13 protein-coding genes are annotated in these 16,436 nt (G+C 69.1%); 11 read left to right on the top strand and 2 right to left on the bottom strand.

Going from position 1 to position 16,436, the window contains the following annotated elements:
* The first annotated feature begins 9 nt into the window (after nt 1-9).
* From BM417_RS31310 to BM417_RS31265, 10 genes are all read left to right on the top strand, one after another.
* Nucleotides 10-1,968 carry an alpha-galactosidase D gene (locus BM417_RS31310; protein ID WP_218164619.1) on the top strand — a complete coding sequence of 653 codons (1,959 nt, stop codon included), beginning with the start codon at nt 10-12 and terminating at the stop codon, nt 1,966-1,968.
* 169 nt (nt 1,969-2,137) lie between these two features.
* Nucleotides 2,138-3,097, top strand: coding sequence for a carbohydrate ABC transporter permease (locus BM417_RS31305; RefSeq protein WP_218164618.1), 960 nt, complete (start codon nt 2,138-2,140; stop codon nt 3,095-3,097).
* Between the two features lie 9 nt (nt 3,098-3,106).
* Entirely contained in the window at nt 3,107-3,988 is an 882-nt protein-coding gene (locus BM417_RS31300) for a carbohydrate ABC transporter permease (protein WP_218164617.1), read from the top strand.
* On the top strand, nt 3,985-6,144 hold the full coding sequence (locus BM417_RS31295) for a glycosyl hydrolase family 95 catalytic domain-containing protein (protein WP_218164616.1): 2,160 nt from the start codon (nt 3,985-3,987) through the stop codon (nt 6,142-6,144). The genes BM417_RS31300 and BM417_RS31295 overlap by 4 nt, the downstream gene beginning before the upstream one ends.
* The gene (locus BM417_RS31290) at nt 6,138-7,043 is read left to right on the top strand and encodes an acetylxylan esterase (RefSeq protein WP_093601958.1); all 906 of its coding nucleotides are present in this window, start codon (nt 6,138-6,140) and stop codon (nt 7,041-7,043) included. The genes BM417_RS31295 and BM417_RS31290 overlap by 7 nt, the downstream gene beginning before the upstream one ends.
* Complete coding sequence (locus tag BM417_RS31285) at nt 7,040-8,383, top strand: ABC transporter substrate-binding protein (protein ID WP_093601956.1); 1,344 nt, start codon at nt 7,040-7,042, stop codon at nt 8,381-8,383. The genes BM417_RS31290 and BM417_RS31285 overlap by 4 nt, the downstream gene beginning before the upstream one ends.
* Nucleotides 8,384-8,403: 20 nt before the next feature.
* Nucleotides 8,404-9,054, top strand: a complete 651-nt coding sequence (locus tag BM417_RS31280) for a GntR family transcriptional regulator (protein WP_218164615.1) — start codon at nt 8,404-8,406, stop codon at nt 9,052-9,054.
* A 77-nt stretch (nt 9,055-9,131) separates the two neighbouring features.
* Nucleotides 9,132-10,259, top strand: coding sequence for an MFS transporter (locus BM417_RS31275; RefSeq protein ID WP_093601952.1), 1,128 nt, complete (start codon nt 9,132-9,134; stop codon nt 10,257-10,259).
* Nucleotides 10,259-10,678, top strand: coding sequence for a Dabb family protein (locus tag BM417_RS31270; RefSeq protein ID WP_093601950.1), 420 nt, complete (start codon nt 10,259-10,261; stop codon nt 10,676-10,678). Before BM417_RS31275 ends, BM417_RS31270 begins: the two co-directional genes overlap by 1 nt.
* Nucleotides 10,678-11,058 (top strand): ester cyclase, encoded by a 381-nt coding sequence (locus BM417_RS31265; RefSeq protein ID WP_093601948.1) that lies wholly within the window; start codon nt 10,678-10,680, stop codon nt 11,056-11,058. The genes BM417_RS31270 and BM417_RS31265 overlap by 1 nt, the downstream gene beginning before the upstream one ends.
* Here the strand turns inward: BM417_RS31265 and BM417_RS31260 are convergent.
* On the bottom strand, nt 11,039-13,669 hold the full coding sequence (locus tag BM417_RS31260) for a helix-turn-helix transcriptional regulator (RefSeq protein WP_093601946.1): 2,631 nt from the start codon (nt 13,667-13,669) through the stop codon (nt 11,039-11,041). The two genes, BM417_RS31265 and BM417_RS31260, sit on opposite strands and share 20 nt — an antisense overlap.
* Nucleotides 13,670-13,816: 147 nt before the next feature.
* On the opposite strand from BM417_RS31260, the gene BM417_RS31255 reads away from it, so the two are divergent.
* Nucleotides 13,817-15,667: a protein-arginine deiminase family protein gene (locus BM417_RS31255; protein WP_093601944.1), complete on the top strand. Its 1,851-nt coding sequence runs from the start codon at nt 13,817-13,819 to the stop codon at nt 15,665-15,667.
* Between the two features lie 8 nt (nt 15,668-15,675).
* Here BM417_RS31255 and BM417_RS31250 read toward each other — a convergent pair whose 3' ends face one another.
* Nucleotides 15,676-16,410, bottom strand: a complete 735-nt coding sequence (locus BM417_RS31250; RefSeq protein WP_093601942.1) for a spermidine synthase — start codon at nt 16,408-16,410, stop codon at nt 15,676-15,678.
* Nucleotides 16,411-16,436 lie beyond the last annotated feature (26 nt).

The raw sequence follows: 16,436 nt of genomic DNA, 5'->3' as shown, positions 1-16,436 counted from the left end.
GGAGTGGTCTTGAGAGCGTTAGGTGTCGTTGCCGGCCTGCTCGCGTCGTTGATCGCGGTCCCAGCAGCCCAAGCCCAAGCACCCCAGGTGCAACAGCAGACCGCAGCCCCGGCCGCGAAGCCCTACATGGGCTGGAGCAGCTGGACGTTGCAGGCGACCAACTACCCCGGCGTGAACCCGGACGGTCCCGCCAGCTGGCTCAACGAGAAGAACGTGTTGGCGCAGGCGGACGTGCTCGCGGCGAAGTTCAAGAAGGCCGGCTACGACCACGTGAACGTCGACGCGGGCTGGCTCGGCTCGTTCGACGAGTACGGGCGGCCGGTGCTGGACGCGAAGAAGTTCCCGCGCGGCTTCAAATGGCTCGGCGACTACGTGCACGGCAAGGGCCTGAAGTTCGGCTCGTACCTCGCGGTCGGCCTGGACCTCAAGGCGTACAACGACGGCAAGACGCCGATCTTCAACGCCCCCGGCTGTACCACCAAGGACATCGTCTACCCGGACCTGCGCAAGACCAACGGGTGGGACATGGCCTACAAGATGGACTTCGCGAACCCGTGCTCGCAGAAGTACATCGACTCGATCGCGCAGGTGCTCGCCGGGTGGGGCGTCGACTTCCTCAAGCTCGACGGCGTCGGCCCCGGCAGCTTCCGCGGCGGTGAGCGCTACGACAACACGACCGACGTGAAGGCGTGGAACTCCGCGCTCAAGAGCACCGGCCGCCCGATCGAGTTCCTCATCTCGTGGGCGCTGAGCCACCGCCACGCCGAAGTGTGGAAGGCCAACACCAACGGCTGGCGCGTCGACACGGACGTCGAGTGCTACTGCGACACCCTCGTCACCTGGAACAACTCGGTGAAGCAGCGGTGGAACGACGTCGTGCAGTGGATCGACGACGCCGGCCCCGGCCACTGGAACAACCTCGACAGCCTCGCCGTCGGCAACGGCCAGATGGACGGCCTCACCGAGGCCGAGCGGCAGAGCTACATGACGCTGTGGTCGATCTCGTCCTCGCCGCTCTACATCGGCGACGACCTCACCAAGATCGACGACTACGGTTACAGGCTGTTGACCAACAACGAGGTCATCGCGATCAACCAGGCCGGCGTCCCCGCCCGGCCCGTGGACCAGTCGTCGGACCAGCAGGTCTGGTACGCGCGCAACCGCGACGGCAGCTACACGGTGGCGCTGTTCAACCTCGGCTCCACGCCCGCGAAGGTGACGGCCGACTTCGGCCGGCTCGGCATCCAGGGCAACGCGAAGGTCCGCGACGTGTGGGCCAGGAAGGACGTCGGCCAGAAGTCCGGCTCCATCACCGAAGACCTGCCGGTGCACGGCTCGAAGCTCTTCACGATCACGCCGCGCGGTTCGGTCGCGCCCGGTGTCGTGCAGGGCACCGCGGCCACGCCGAACAGCGTCTCGCTGAAGTGGTACGGAAAGTCCGGCGTCCGTTACGACGTCTACGCGGGCAACAAGAAGGTCGCCACCACCACCGACACCAAGGCGACCGTCACCGGCCTCACCCCGGCGACCTCCTACGAGTTCACCGTCGTGCAGAACGGCGCCCGGTCGGAGCCTGTCAGCTACGTGACGCCGCAGGAGAGCGTGACGTACGAGGCGGAGAAGGGCAGCCCCGGCGGCGGCGCGACCGTCTACGGCTGCGCGTGCTCGGGTGGCAGCAAGGTCGGTTACATCGGCGGCAGCGGCAACATCACCATGCCGACGGTCGTCGCACCGCGCGAGGGCACCTACCTCGTCGAACTGGCCTACATCTCCGCTGACGCCAGCAGGACCGGCATCGTCACGGTGAACGGCACCAGCTTCAAGCTGCCCGTCGCCGGGTCGAACGACGACGACTGGAACACGCCGCAGAAGGTCACCGTGCCCGTCTACCTGTTGAAGGGCAACAACACCATCCGGATCGGCAACCCGGACGACTCCGTGTTCGACGTCGACAGCATCCGCGTTTAGCGCGACCCGGAACTTTGGCGAGGTAATCCACGCTCAGCAGGGCACCTCGCGGCGCCGCCCCCGTACGACCAGTACGAGGACGTGGGGACGGCACCACGACGCACCCGTCTGACCGCGAGTTCCCCCGGCAACGTTCCGGCCCACACCACCAAGACCAGGAGGTGCCGTGGTGACAACCTTGCAGGACTCAAGCGCCCAGGTCGTGCGTGGACCTGCCACCACGGCGCCTCCGCCCAAACGCAGGCGCAAAGGCCCCGCCTCGCGCCGCAACGACACGTGGGTCGCGTGGCTGCTCGTCGCGCCCGCCCTGCTCGGGTTCGGCGTGTTCTTCGCCTACCCGATGCTGCGCGGCGTCTACCTGAGCTTCACCGAGTTCCACATCCTCAGCCCGCCGGTGTGGACGGGCCTGGAGAACATCCAGGAACTGATCGACGACGGCCGGTTCTGGCACTCGCTCGGCGTCACGGCGTACTTCGTCGTGCTGTCGGTGGTGCTGGGCGTCGGCGTCTCGTTGGTCACCGCCGTCGTGTTGCACCGGCTGGGGGTCAACACGACGGTCCGCGGGCTGATGATCCTGCCGTTCCTCATCTCCGGCGTCGTCACGGCGCTGGTGTGGACGTGGATGCTCGACCCGCAGCTCGGCATCGTGAACCAGCTCATCACCTGGGTCACCGGCGAGCCGATCATGTTCTTCGGGTCGGACAGCTGGGCGGTGCCGTCGCTGGCCGCGCTGAACGTGTGGAAGTCCATGGGCTACAACGCCGTTCTCATCTTCGCGGGCCTGCAGACGATCCCCGCGACGATCTACGAGGCCGGCCGGATCGACGGCGCCTCGGAGTGGCAGATGTTCCGCTCGCTGACGTTGCCGCTGCTGCGGCCGATCCTGGTGATGGTCGTGATCCTCAACGTGATCGGCTCGACCCAGGTCTTCGACATCGTCCAGGTCAGCACCAAGGGCGGTCCGGCGGACGCGTCGCTGGTGCTCCAGATGTACATCTACGACAAGGCTTTCGGCCAGTTCGACTTCGGTTACGCCGCGACCATGTCGCTCTCCCTGTTCCTGATGCTCGTCACGGTGACCTTCACGCAGATGCGGATGGCCCGTGCCGGCGAGTCCGACACCAGCTGAGGAGGCCCGGTGAACCTCTCGATGAAGCTCGGCAGGGGCGTCGCCTGGGGCTACCTGGTCGTCGTGCTGCTGGTCACGATCTTCCCGTTCTACTGGATCGTGCGAACCGCGCTGTCCAACAACTTCGCGATGTCGACCGACCCGTCGTCGTTGCTGCCGGTGGACTTCACGTGGGGTCCGTTCAAGCGCGCTCTCGGTCTCGCGACTCCCGCCGAAGCGGCGGCCGAGGGTGGTTCGGGTGCCAGCATCGACCTGGCCCTCGCGTTGTGGAACTCCATTGTGTACGCGGGACTTCTGACGCTCTTCACGGTCGTGTTCTCGGCGCTGGCCGCGTACGCGTTCGCCCGGCTGCACTGGAAGGGCCGGGATGTCGTCTTCGGTGTGCTGCTGACCGCGCTGATGGTGCCGTCGGTGTTCACGTTGCTGCCGAACTTCGTGCTGATGAAGGATCTGGGGCTGCTCAACAGCTTCGGCGGCATGATCCTGCCGGGCGCGTTCTTCTCCGCGTTCAACATCTTCTTCCTGCGGCAGTTCATGCTCGGGCTCTCCAACGAGGTCGAGGAGGCCGCGATCATCGACGGCGCCGGGCCGTTGCGCGTGTGCTTCCGAATAGTGCTGCCGATGAGCGTCGCGCCGATGGCGACCCTGACGCTGCTGACGTTCATCACCACCTGGAACGACTACTTCTGGCCGTTGCTCGTCACGAACGACGAGTCGGTCCGCCCGCTCACCCTCGCGCTCGCGGTGTTCAAGCAGTCCTCACCGCAGGCGTCGCTGGACTGGGCAGGCCTGATGGCGGCGACGCTGGTCGCGGCGCTGCCGATGTTGCTGCTGTTCGTGGTCTTCGGGCGGCGGCTGGTCAACTCCATCGGCTTCACGGGGATCAAGTGAGACTGCACTGGCCGTCGGCTGCGGCGGAATGGACCGAGGCGCTGCCCGTGGGCAACGGACGCCTTGGCGCGATGGTGTTCGGCGGGGCGGGACGGTCCCGCGTGCAGGTCAACGACGCGACCGTGTGGTCGGGCACCGCTGACGGGCCCTCCGCGGCGTTGGCGGACGTGCTGGCGTCCGGAGCCGGTCCGGAACGGCTCGCGAAGGTGCGTGAGGCGATCTTCAGTGGTGACCTGGAGCGGGCCACCGAGCTGCTGATGTCGTTCGAAGGCCCGTACAGCCAGACGTTCCTGCCGTACGTGGACCTGTGGATCACGCTGCCCGAGGGCGAGTCGCACGGCCGGACGCTCGACCTGAGCACGGGTGTGGTCACCGAACGGTTGACCATCGGGGGCTTGGACGTCGTGCGACGCGTGTGGGCCTCGGAAACCGCGCTGTGCGTGGAGATCGCCGGCGCGGTGCCCACCGGCGTCGAGATCTCGACGCCGTTGCGCGAGGTCTCGCGGGACGGGCTCGACATCGTCATCGAGATCCCCGTCGACTCCGCGCCCCGCCACGAACCGCAGGTCGAGGCGCCGGTCTACGGCTCAGGGGAACGTGGCACGGTGACGGTCGAGGTGACCGAGGGCGAACGCTGGCTGCTCACGCTCACCAGTTCCACCACTGCCGAGTCGCGGTGGACCGGCAAGCGCCACAGCAACCACAGGACGCTGATGGACGCGTGCGAGGTGCGGTTCGGCGACGTGCCCGAGGTCGTCGACGTGCCGGACCTGTTGACCGGCAAGGACGAGCAGCTCATCGCGTCCGTGCTGTTCGCGTACGGCCGCTACCTGCTGGTCTCGTCGTCACGGCCCGGCGCGCCGCCCGCGAACCTCCAGGGCATCTGGAACGGCGACCTGCGCCCGGCCTGGTCCTCGAACTACACGATCAACATCAACACCCAGATGAACTACTGGGCCGCCGAGGTCACCGGGCTCGCCGAGTGCCACGACCCGTTGCTGGAACTGCTCGAGAAACTCGCGGTGACCGGCGGCGAGGTGGCTCGGGAACTGTACGGAGCGCGCGGCTGGGTCGCGCACCACAACACCGACGCGTGGGGCTGGGCGTTGCCGGTCGGCATGGGCCACGGCGCGGTGTCGTGGGCGATCTGGCAGATGGGTGGGGCCTGGCTGGTCCAGCACGCGTGGGACCACTACGACTTCGCCCGCACCTGGTCCACTTTGGAGCGTGCATGGCCGTTGCTGCGCGGCTGCGCCGAGTTCCTCCTCGACTGGCTGGTCGAAGGCCCGGATGGCTACCTCGACACCTGCCCTTCGACTTCGCCGGAGAACTGGTTCCTCGTCGACGGCAAGCCAGAGGCGTTGACCTGGTCCGTGACGATGGACGTGGTGCTGGTCCGCGCCGTGTTCGAACGCACTCTGGCGCTGGCGCTGGCTTCGGGCCGCGCCGACCCGTTGGTCGCGGAGATCTCGGCGGCGCTGCCCCGGCTGCGGCCCGTCCCGGTGCTGGACGACGGCCGGCTGGGGGAGTGGGCCTACGACCTGCCCGAGGAGGACCCCACGCACCGGCACATGTCGCACATGGTGTCGGTCTACCCGCTCGGCCGGATCGTCGCCGGCACGGAGCTGGGCGACGCCGCCGTCGAGGTGCTGGACCAGCGCGGCAACGGCGCGATGGGCTGGTCGTGGGCCTGGAAGATGGCGCTGCGGGCCCGGCTGGGCGACGGCGAGACCGTGCGGTCACTGCTGTCCGAGGCCTCGCAGCCCTTCACCGGCGACCGGCACCGCGACGCGCCGGTCGACGGGTCGGAGTGGGGCGGCCTGCTGCCGAACCTGTTCAGCACGCACCCGCCGTTCCAGATCGACGGCAACTACGGCTTCACCGCGGGACTGGCGGAAGTCGTGGTGCAGAGCCACACCGGCGTGATCGACGTCCTGTCCGCGCTGCCTTCCGGTTGGTCTCGCGGCTCGGCGCGCGGACTTCGTTGCCGTGGCGGGCTTTCCGTCGACGTCACGTGGCACGACGGCGATGTGACGGTGCGGGTGCGGCGGGTGTCCGGTGACGCCTCGGAGTTCGTGCCGGTGAGCATCGGTGGCGAGGTCACCGAGGTCGTCGTGAGCGACGTCGTCGAAGTGCGCGGGAGGATTTCTTGCTGACCGATCTCGGGTTGGACGAGCTGTGGGAGTACCGCAGCTCCTATGCGCGGCCGGACGACTTCGACTCGTTCTGGGACTCGACGCTGGCCGAGGCGCGGGCGATCGATCTGGACGTCGAGGCCGTGCCGGTGGACACGCCGCTCAAGACGCTCGACGTCTACGACGTGTCGTTCGCGGGGTTCGGCGGCGACCGGATCCACGCTTGGCTGCGGACTCCCCAGGGACAGTCCGGGCTTCCCGCTGTCGTGCAGTACCACGGCTACGGCGGCAACCGGGGCAGCGCGGTCGAGAACCTGACCTGGGCCAGCGCCGGGTTCGCGCACCTCCAGGTCGAGGTGCGGGAGCAGCGCGGTGGTGGCGGCTTCCTGACCCGAGGCATCGCCGATCGCTCCACCTACTTCTACCGGCGCGTCTTCACGGACGCGGTGCGCGCGGTCGATGCCGTGCGCGCGTTGGGTTCCGCGGACGTCGCCGTGATCGGCAACAGTCAGGGCGGCGGCATCGCGTTGGCCGTCGCCGGTCTCGTGTCCGATCTGGCCGCCGTCCACTCGCAGGCGCCGTTCCTCTGCGACTTCCGCAGGGCGCTGAACGTCTGCGGCAACCCGCCCTACACCGAGCTCACCAAGTACATCGCCGACAACCGGCGTTCCGACGTCTTCCCGACACTGTCCTATTTCGACGGTGTCGGGTTCGCCGCCCGAGCGACGGCCCCCGCGTGGTTCTCGGTCGGCCTGATGGACGACATCGTGCCGCCATCCACCGTGTTCGGCGCCTACCACGCCTACGCCGGCCCCAGGGAGATGGCCGTCTGGGAGCACAGCGCCCACGAGGCGGGCGGCTCCGACGACCTCGACATCGCACTCGACGCCTTCCGAACCCGTCTCTTGGAGTTGTCATGAAAATCGCCGCCGCTGCCCTGGTCGCAGCAACAGCCCTGGTGGTCGCGGGTTGCGGGAGTTCCGGCACGGGCTCCGGCAACACCGTGAACTGGTGGACCTGGGACGACAAGCAGGCAGTCGCCTACGGCGAGTGCGAGAAGGCGTTCGAGGCCGCGAACCCCGGCACCGACGTGAAGATCACCCGGTACAACGTGGACGACTACTTCACCAAGCTCACCGCCGGTTTCGTCGCGGGCACCGCTCCGGACGCGTTCCAGAACTCCGTGCAGTTCCTGCAGGCCTACGCCTCGCAGCACCAGCTGATGCCGCTGGACGACCTGATCGCGAAGTCCTCTGTGGACCTGAAGAAGTTCTCGGTCGGCGTCGACACCTGGAAGTTCACCGACGGCAAGCAGTACGCGCTGCCGCTGGACTGGGCCGCCTCCGGCCTCTACTACAACGCCGACATGCTGGCCAAGGCCGGTGTGGCGGAGGCTGACGTGCAGAAGCTGTCCTGGAACCCGGACGACGGCGGTACGTTCGACAAGGTCGTCGCCCGGCTGACCATCGACAAGAACGGCAAGCACGGCGACGAGGCGGGCTTCGACAAGACCCAGATCGCCACCTACGGCATCGGTGCGATGGCGGGCCGCAGCTTCATCGGCGAGACGAGCTGGGCGCCGTTCGTCAACACCCTCGGCTGGCGCCTGGGCGACAAGGACCAGTGGCCCACCAAGTTCAACTACACCGACCCGCGCTTCACCAAGACGATGAAGTGGGTCCTGTCGCTGACCGACCGCGGTTTCTCCCCGAAGCTCGGCACCTTCACCACCGGCAACCAGTCGACGATCTCCGACGTCGACCTGATCGGCTCCGGCAAGGTCGCGATGACCATGGGCGGCTCGTGGTCCGCGCCGTCGTTCGGCAAGATCCCGGGCGTGAAGGTCGGCATCGCCCCGACCGTGCTGGGCCCGGACGGCAAGCGTTCCGTGCTGTCCAACTCGAACGGCAACAACATCTGGGCCGGCACCAAGAACCCGGACCTGACCTGGAAGTGGGTCAGCTACATGGGCAGCGAGGAGTGCCAGACCAGGGCGGGTGCCACCGGTACGTTCTTCCCGTCGATTCCCGCCGCCATGGACAACACGGTGACCTCCATGAAGTCGCAGGGCGTCGACCTCACCGTGTTCAACCAGTACGTGAAGGACGGCGTCCTCTACCCGTCGAGCGCCTACGCGAACGGCTCGGCGGTCCAGTCCGCCGAACAGCCCCTCTTCGAGGCGTACTTCGCAGGCCAGCGCTCCGACGACGTGTTCGCCGAGATGGAACGCGTCTCGCGGGAGATACTGGCCAAGAACTGACGGGAGTCTCAGGAGTGGTGTTGCGGATACCGGCCAGGCGCGTGCTCGCGGATGACGTCTACGAGCAGATCCGCGCGCTGATCATGAGCGACGGCATCGCGCCCGGCGCCCGCGTGAACATAGACGAGCTCGCGCGTCAGCTCGACGTGTCCCCAACGCCCGTCCGGGAAGCCCTGGCACGACTCGAATCCGAAGAACTGGTCAGCAGGCTCCCGTTGCGCGGCTACAGCGTGACGGACCTGCTGAACCGCAAGCAGGTGGACGACCTCTACGCCCTGCGCCTGCTGCTGGAGCCGCCTTCCGCGGCTCTGGCGGCAGGGCGCATGACGGCCGAGTTCGTCGCCCTCATCGAGGAGGAGCTGGCGACCTGTCCGTCGGCTCCCGCCGATGACGCCTACGACGACTACAAGAACCTCACCGCGCACGACCAGCGGCTGCACGAGCTGATCCTGCGGATCGCGGGCAACGAGGCCGTCCTGCAGTCCTTCGCCAAGACCCACTGCCACCTGCACCTGTTCCGGCTGAACTTCCAGCAGCCGTTCGGGGTGCAGACGATCACCGAGCACCGTGCGATCGTGGACGCGCTGGTCGCTCAGGACGAGGTGAGGGCCAGCGCGGCGATGACCGCGCACCTGGAGGTCGCGCGGGCCCGCCTGCTCGACCGGATGTAGGACCTACCTACGTAAGCCCGCGATCTACGTAACGCCTACCGACGCGAACGACCCCGCCCCGGCGCGAGTCTTATGGCGTGACAACACGAACTGCGCCAACGCGAACGGCCCGGGCGGTGGTCCTGGCCTCCGCCACACTCACGATCATGGCCGCGGCGATCATCGCTCCGAGCCTGCCCGCGATGGGCGAGGTGTACGGCGAGGGCGTCCTGGTCAGGCTCGCCCTCACCATCACCTCCCTGGCCATCGCGGTGAGCGCGCCGCTGGCGGGCCTGGTCGCCGACCGAACGGGCCGCAAACCGCTGCTCACGGCCAGCCTCGCCCTCTACGCCGTGGCCGGCACGGCGGGGTACTTCGTGACCAGCCTGCCCGTCCTCCTGGGCACCAGAACTCTGCTGGGCCTGGCGGTCGGCGGCGTCATGACCGCGGTCAGCGCCCTGATCACCGACTGGTTCGAAGGCCCTGAGCGCGGCCGGTTCCTGGGCTTCCAGCAGGCCGCGGCCAGCCTGGGCGGGGTCGTCTTCCTGCCGCTGGCGGGCGTGCTGGCGGGCATCGACTGGCGGCTGCCGTTCTGGCTCTACAGCGTCGCGGCGGTGATCGCCCTGGCCGCGGCGACAGGCCTCACCGGCGAACGGCCGGCACCACCCCAAGCAGCCGGTGGCCAGGCGTTTCCCCGGAAGGCCATCGGGATCTACCTGATGGCGCTCATCGCGACCCTCGTGTTCTACATGGCCCCGACGCAGCTGCCGTTCCTGCTGCGAGACCTGAACGCGAGCCCCGCGGTCATCGGGTTCGTGATCGCGGGCAGCACGCTCACCAGCGTCGTGGGAGCCCTGGTGTTCCCGAAGCTCAAGACGGCGCGCATCACCGCGATCAGCGTCGTGCTGCTCGGCGTCGGCTGGCTGGTCATCGGTTACGCGAACGGGGTCGCGCTGGTCACCGCCGGCCTGCTGATCGGCGGGTTCGGGGTCGGCCTGGTCGTGCCGAACCTCAACACCGGCCTCGCGAACCTCGCCCGGCCCGAACAACGCGGCCGGGTGCTGAGCGGGCTCGTCGCGGGGATCTTCCTGGGGCAGTTCCTGTCACCGCTCGTCATCGCACCCCTGGTCGGCGCCACGAGCATCGCGTCCGCGTTCACCTGGACCGGGGTCGTCACCACCATCGCAGGGGCGGTCCTCGCCCTGGGACACAAGGAGAAGAACTGATGATCTACCACGGCAACCGCTTCACCCTGCGCAAGGACGCCTCGCCCGAGCAGATCGAGGAGGCGCTGGAGAGCCTGCGCAACCAGGGCCGCGTGATCCCGTCCGTCAAGTCGTTCGTGGTCGGTCGCGACTTCGGCGGCGAGTACGAGTGGGGCGCCACCTTCGTCATCGAGGACCTCGACGGCTACTGGGAGTACCTGATCCACCCGGCGCACCGCAACACCGACCGGGTCGGGCTGCCGCTCGTGGACAAGTTCGCCTCGTTCGACATCACCGACGACGAGGACCCCGAGATGGGCGCGAAGATCGCGGCCCTGCACCAGAAGCGGTACGACAGCGACCCCGAGCTCACGCAGCTCGTGTCCGACCTCGGCGAGTACACGGGCAGCGCTGCCCCCGGCCAGCACGGAGACAAGTGATGAACGACCTGGTTCAGGGCTGGCTCGACTTCTGGAACGGCGAGTTCGACCTCGCCGAGAAGATCGTCCACGAGGACTTCGGCTGGCACGTCGCCCCGCTGACCGGTGGACCGTCACAGGACCACACCGGACGCGAAGGGCTCGTCGAGTGGGTGCGCGGCTCCCACCAGAACATGCCCGGCCTCAAGTTCACGGTCGAGGTGGGGCCGATCTCGCAGGAGCCGTTCCACGTGGTCCGCTGGCTCGCCGAGGCCGGTGCGGTGTCGTTCCACGGCACGGACATCCTCCGCGTCGAGGACGGCAGGATCGCCGAGTACTGGCTCAACGCGGACGGCCTCTGGGCCGCTCAGCAGCTCGGGATCATGCCGAGGCCGAGCTGAACACGTCCCCCAGCTGACGGCGTGAGTTGATGCCCACCTTGCGGAAGATGTTCCGCAGGTGGGCATCGACCGTGCGAGGGCTCAGGAACAGCCGGGCGGCGACCTCCTTGGACGTCGCCCCGGTCGCCACCAGCCGGGCGATGTGCGTCTCCTGCATGGTCAGCTCGTCGGTGGCCTGCGCGGAACGGCTGCGGGCGACCTCCCCGGTGGCCTTCAGCTCCAGCGCGGCGCGGGCGGCGAAGGCCTCCATTCCCATGGAGGACAACAGATCGTGCGCGGCGCGCAGTTGCGCGCGGGCGTCGACACGGCGGCCGGCGCGGCGCAACCACTCGCCATACACCAGGTGGGCCCGCGCGAGATGTGGCCGGGCCGCGCTGGACTCCAGCTGCTGCACCGCCGCGACGTACGACTCTTCCTCACCCGTGACGAGGGCCCGAGAGTAGGCCGCGATGCCGTGCGCCCAGGCGGTTTCGCACGGCGAGGTCCGGGAAACGAGGTTCTCCAACGCTTCCGATGCGAGCGAGGACTCACCGCAGCGCACCGCCGCCTCGATCAGCTCGGGCAGCGCCATCCCGGCGAGGTAGAGATCGCCCGGCGCGACCGCCTCACGAGCGGCGGCCAGCGCCACCGGGTAGTCGCCCAGACCGTTGTGCAGCAAGGCGGACGCCCAGTGCGTGTTCGCGATCAGGCACCCCGCCCGCCGAGCGGCCTCCCGCAGCGAGTGCTCGATCTCGGCCAGCACCTCCGGCTTCTGCCCGCGGTACGCGGCCAGGTGCAACCGCGGATAGCGGAGCGGAGGCATGCCGACGGCATCGGCGACGGCCTCCTCCTCCGCGATAGCGGACATCGCTCTGCCGAACTCACCGGTGATCACCGCCGAGACGGCCTGCTGGGCGAGCCCGAGCCGCAGCACGAACGGTGACCCGGCCTGCTGCCCGGTCTTCAGCAGCCACCCGGTCACCGCCGAATGCACGTCGGTGTCCCACAACTCACCCGCGAGCATCGTCGCCAGCGCGGGATGCCGCGTCCACGCCAGGTCGTCGCCGGAGAACACCTGCCGCAGCAGGGGAATGGCGGTCCGGTGTCCCTCGTCCGCGAGAAGTACCAACGCCTCCAACACATCCGAGCCGCGCTCGAGCCCGCGAGCCTCGCGCACCACGGCGTCCATCACGCCGGTGGGACGGCCGAAGGCGAGCGCGATCTCCAACGCGTCCAGCACACCGTCGCGGGCATCGGCGCCGGTCATCCGGCGAGCGGCGCTCAGCACGTACGCCGGCCCGTCGTTCTCCTTGTCGCGCACGAACGCGATCCGGCCGCGCAGCAGATCGGCCCGCGCGTCATCGGCGGAGAACGTCGTGAGCAGTTCGGCCGCGACGTCGACCGCGCCCGCGTCGAGCTTGGCCTGCGCCGCGGCCAGCGTGCGTTCGGCCCGCAACCCCGGCTCCACGGACAACGCCGCCGCACGCTCGAGAAACGCCGCCGCGGCGGCAACTCCGCCACGAGCGCGAGCACGGTCGGCGGAGCGTTCCAGCTCGGCCGCCAGGGAGTCGTCGGGCCCGGTGCCGGCCTGCGCGCGATGCCACACCCGTCGATCCGGATCGCTCAGCGGATCGGTGACGGACGCCAGTGCCAGATGAACCGCCTGGCGCTGGGAAGGCGCGGCGGCGAGGTAGACGGCCGACCGGGCGAGCGGGTGGCAGAACCGCACCCGCGTGGAGATGCTGACCAGCCCGGACGCCTCGGCCTCCACTCCCGCGGAAGCCACGTCGATGCCCAGTTCGGCGGCCGCGGCCCACAGCAGCCCGGGCTCACCGGTCGGATCAGCGCTCGCCACGGTCAGCAGCAGTTGAGCGTCGGCGGGCAGACCCGCGGCTCGTTCCTGGAAGCTGCGCTCGATCCGGCTCGGCACCGACGCCACGTCCGGTAGCGCGAACCCGCCTGCCTTGGGCAGCTCCAGCAGGGCCAACGGGTTGCCGCGCGCCTCGGCGAGCAGGCGTTCGCGCACCTTGTCGTCCACGACCGCGACCGGCCCGGACGTCAGCAACGCGCGGGCCTCGGCGTCGGCCAGTCCGCGCAGCTCCAGGCCGGGCAGCTCGTCCAGCCGCGACCGCGCCCACGGTCGTCGCGCGGCGAGCACGAGCACCACGGGTTCGGAGGCCAGCCGCCGTCCGAGGAACGCGAAGACCTGCGCGGACGCCTCGTCCAGCCAGTGGGCGTCGTCGAGCAGGCACAGCACCGGCTCCCCGCCCGCGAGCAGGTCGAGCGTGGCCATGCCGATCCGCAGCACGTCCGGTTTTCCGCTCGCCAGTCCGAACGCGACCTCGAGTGCCTCCCGGTGCTGCCCGGACAGCGAGTCCATCAACGGCGCGCACAGCTGGTGCAGCGCCGCGAACGGCAGCTCGGTCTCGAACTCCGACCCGGACGCCTCCAGCACCCGGAAACCGGCAGCCGACTCCCGCAGGTGGCCGAGCAACGCGCTCTTCCCGAGCCCCGCCTCACCACGCAGGACCAGCGCGCCACCGCGCCCTTCCGCAGCGGCGGTGAGCATCCCGGACAGGCAACGGATCTCGTCGTCACGTCCCAGGAGCGAGGTCGATGTGAGCGCGTCCATGAAACGAACCGTATGCGAGAGCCGAGGGCACGCGTCACCCGTTCGGCCCACAACCTGAGACGGAGGCGTAGTCGCCGGTAGTCGGATGCGTCCGTATTGGGAAGTTCCCTAGCGTGGAGAACACATGATCACGAGGGGGAACTTGTGATGAAACGCGTTGTGGCGACCACCGGTGTGGTCGCGCTGGCGAGTGTGATCTTCACGGGGGTGCCGGCCACGGCGGCACCCGGAGCGACGATCCTGGCCGACACCAACAGAAACGGCACCGTCGACCGGTCCGACCAGGCGGGCAAGGGGAGGTGGGCCTCGACCAGGGGCGCGATCTTCCTGCCGAACCTGGACGACGACGCCCAGCGGTGCAAGGTCACCGAGGAGGACCTCAAGGACCACGCCGTCGCGGTCGACGAACGGCTCGCGGCCTGCAACGACGCCCAGGACGAGGTGGTGAACGGCCCGCAGGACGCCCAGGACTTCGCACCACTGCGGACGATGCCGCGCAAAGTCGGCAAGGACGGCACGGTGTCGCTCGGCGCGGGGGAGGGCAGGTACGCCCGCCTCTGGGTCGAACGCGACGGCGCCTGGACGTCCCTGGGCGAGAGCGGCACGCTGACCGCCGCCGAGCTGCGCAAGGGCGCCAGGCTGGGCCTGGAGGGCCGGGACGTCATCAGGGACAGGACCGTCTGGAACGGCACGGTCACCGTCACGCTGAAGGCCGGCGGCACGGACTCGGTGCAGCTCCGCGTGGCGCCGTTGATCCTGCAGAACGACCTGAAGGCACCCGGCAAGGTCGTCACCTCGAAGCCGGTGAGTCCCGAGTGGAGCGCGGGCTACGACGAGTTCGCCGCCGGCCTGCGCGCCGCGATGAAGGCGGCGAACCTGCCGGAGGACGCGCTGGCCGCGATCCCCAACGACGACCGGTGGTTCCAGGACATCTTCGAACCCACCACGGCCAGCATGCCGGGACGGGGCGGAAAACCGCAGGTCATGCGCGTGCTTCTGCGCAGTGCCAACTATCAGCCGGCCACGGAGCCGGAGGGCAGGCCGTACCCGCCCGCTCTGCGGCCCGGCGGGCGAGTGGTGTTCAGCGCGTTGCGCGGCCCGGACGTCGGTGTTGTGCAGCAGTTCACCGACAAGCGCGGCCCGGCCGTCGACGACAGCCTGAACTCCACCGGCAACTTCGAGAGCCTGCCGCCCTATCGCGGTCACGAGCTCGGCCGGCCGCTCTACGGCAGCACGGCCGAGCGCATGCCCGACCCGTCGTTCACCACGCTGATCGGCTCGCAGTACACGGAACCGGTCATCATCGACACGGGATGGCTCGCGGTCGGTCACTCCGACGAGACGGTGCACGTGATCCCGGCCCGCAACCCGCGCGGCTGGACGTTGATGGTCGCCGACCCGAGGCTCGCGCTCGACGTGCTGCGCAAGGCCACAAAGGACGGTCACGGCGCGGCGGTGCTGTTCGAGGGCACCAGCGAGAAGGAGAAGCCGACCGTCGACCAGGCGCTCGCCGACCCGAAGTTCGTGGAGCGGAACGAGGCCGCGGCCCGGCACGTCGACACCCAGCTCGCCGTGCTGACCAGGGAGACCGGGCTGGCCGCGCGCGACCTCGTCCGGGTTCCGGTGCTGTTCCAGGAGTTCAGCTGGCAGGAGGTCGACGAGCTCGGCGCGTCCGGGCGGGTCACTCGGGCACAGGTGAACGACCTGCGCGACCGGATGCGGTCCGGTCAGGCGCCGAGCACGGTGTTCGTCGCTCACACCGCAGGCATCCCCAACGGCATCTCACTGGGCGGCGGCGTCTTCGGCGCACCGGATCCGCACGGGCCGAGGGCCGACGGCGTCGACCTGTTCAAGCAAAGGACCGAACAGGCGCTCGCGAGCACGCCCGTCGAGGTGAAGTGGCTCGAGGACTGGGACTTCCTGCACTGGGGAGGCGGCGAGGTGCATTGCGGGACCAACGCGTTCCGTGAGCCGACCAAGGTGGCCTGGTGGCGCTGACCGGTCTCTCACAGTCCAACTGAGACGGAAGCCGGGAACCGGGCTTCGCGGGCCCTGGCTTCGAGCTCCGCGACCGGCAGCGTCGCCTTCGTCGACACGAGGACGACGTTGCCGGTGCCCGTTCCCGCCAGCACGCCCAGGTCGGCGATCACCAGCGGGACGCCGAACTGGGCGCTGATGGCGTCGATCAGCCTGGTGGTGGTGCGCAGGCCGGGCTGGTCGAGCACGTTCACGATGTACGTGCGGTCGCCGGTCAACGCCTCGGAAACGTGCCGGTGGAACTCGGTGCTCGCGAACTCCTCCGGCATGGAACCGCCTTCGAACGCGTCCACGACGATCAGGTCGAGGTCCCGCGCGGAACGAATGGTGTCCAGTCCGTTCTCGACCCGCACGGAGATTCCGGCAGGGAGTGGCAGGTGGGCGTTGACCAGGTCGACCAGATCCCCGTCGAAGTCCACGACGAGCTGGTCGGAGCCCCGGCGGACGTGCTGGACGTAGCGCGGCAGGCTGCACGCGGCACCGCCGATGTGCAGCGCGTTCACCGGGCCCGGCGGCAGCGCGTCGATCACGTCCGCGACCCTGCGCATCACGTCGAACGGCAGGCTGGCGGGGTCCAGCAGGTCCACATAGGACTGCGGGGTGCCGTCCACGCTGATCAGCCATGCTTCGCGCCGGTCGCGGTCCTGTTCGACGTCGGCCATGCCGAACCGCACGCGACGCCGTTCCACGGTCTCGAATCGCATCCGGCCATGATTGCTGTTGAGACGCT

Origin of the sequence: Lentzea waywayandensis, from assembly GCF_900115955.1 — a bacterium.
Classification (GTDB): domain Bacteria; phylum Actinomycetota; class Actinomycetes; order Mycobacteriales; family Pseudonocardiaceae; genus Lentzea; species Lentzea waywayandensis.
The sequence above is the reverse complement of the archived record's forward strand: the minus strand, read 5'-3'. Positions and strand labels throughout refer to the sequence as shown.

Excerpts from the sequence above, each read along its gene's own strand:
- BM417_RS31270 (WP_093601950.1), top strand. The coding sequence starts at position 10,259 with ATGATCTACCACGGCAACCGCTTCACCCTGCGCAAGGACGCCTCGCCC.
- BM417_RS31255 (WP_093601944.1), top strand. The coding sequence starts at position 13,817 with ATGAAACGCGTTGTGGCGACCACCGGTGTGGTCGCGCTGGCGAGTGTG.
- BM417_RS31285 (WP_093601956.1), top strand. The coding sequence starts at position 7,040 with ATGAAAATCGCCGCCGCTGCCCTGGTCGCAGCAACAGCCCTGGTGGTC.
- BM417_RS31250 (WP_093601942.1), bottom strand. The coding sequence starts at position 16,410 with ATGCGATTCGAGACCGTGGAACGGCGTCGCGTGCGGTTCGGCATGGCC.
- BM417_RS31260 (WP_093601946.1), bottom strand. The coding sequence starts at position 13,669 with ATGGACGCGCTCACATCGACCTCGCTCCTGGGACGTGACGACGAGATC.
- BM417_RS31265 (WP_093601948.1), top strand. The coding sequence starts at position 10,678 with ATGAACGACCTGGTTCAGGGCTGGCTCGACTTCTGGAACGGCGAGTTC.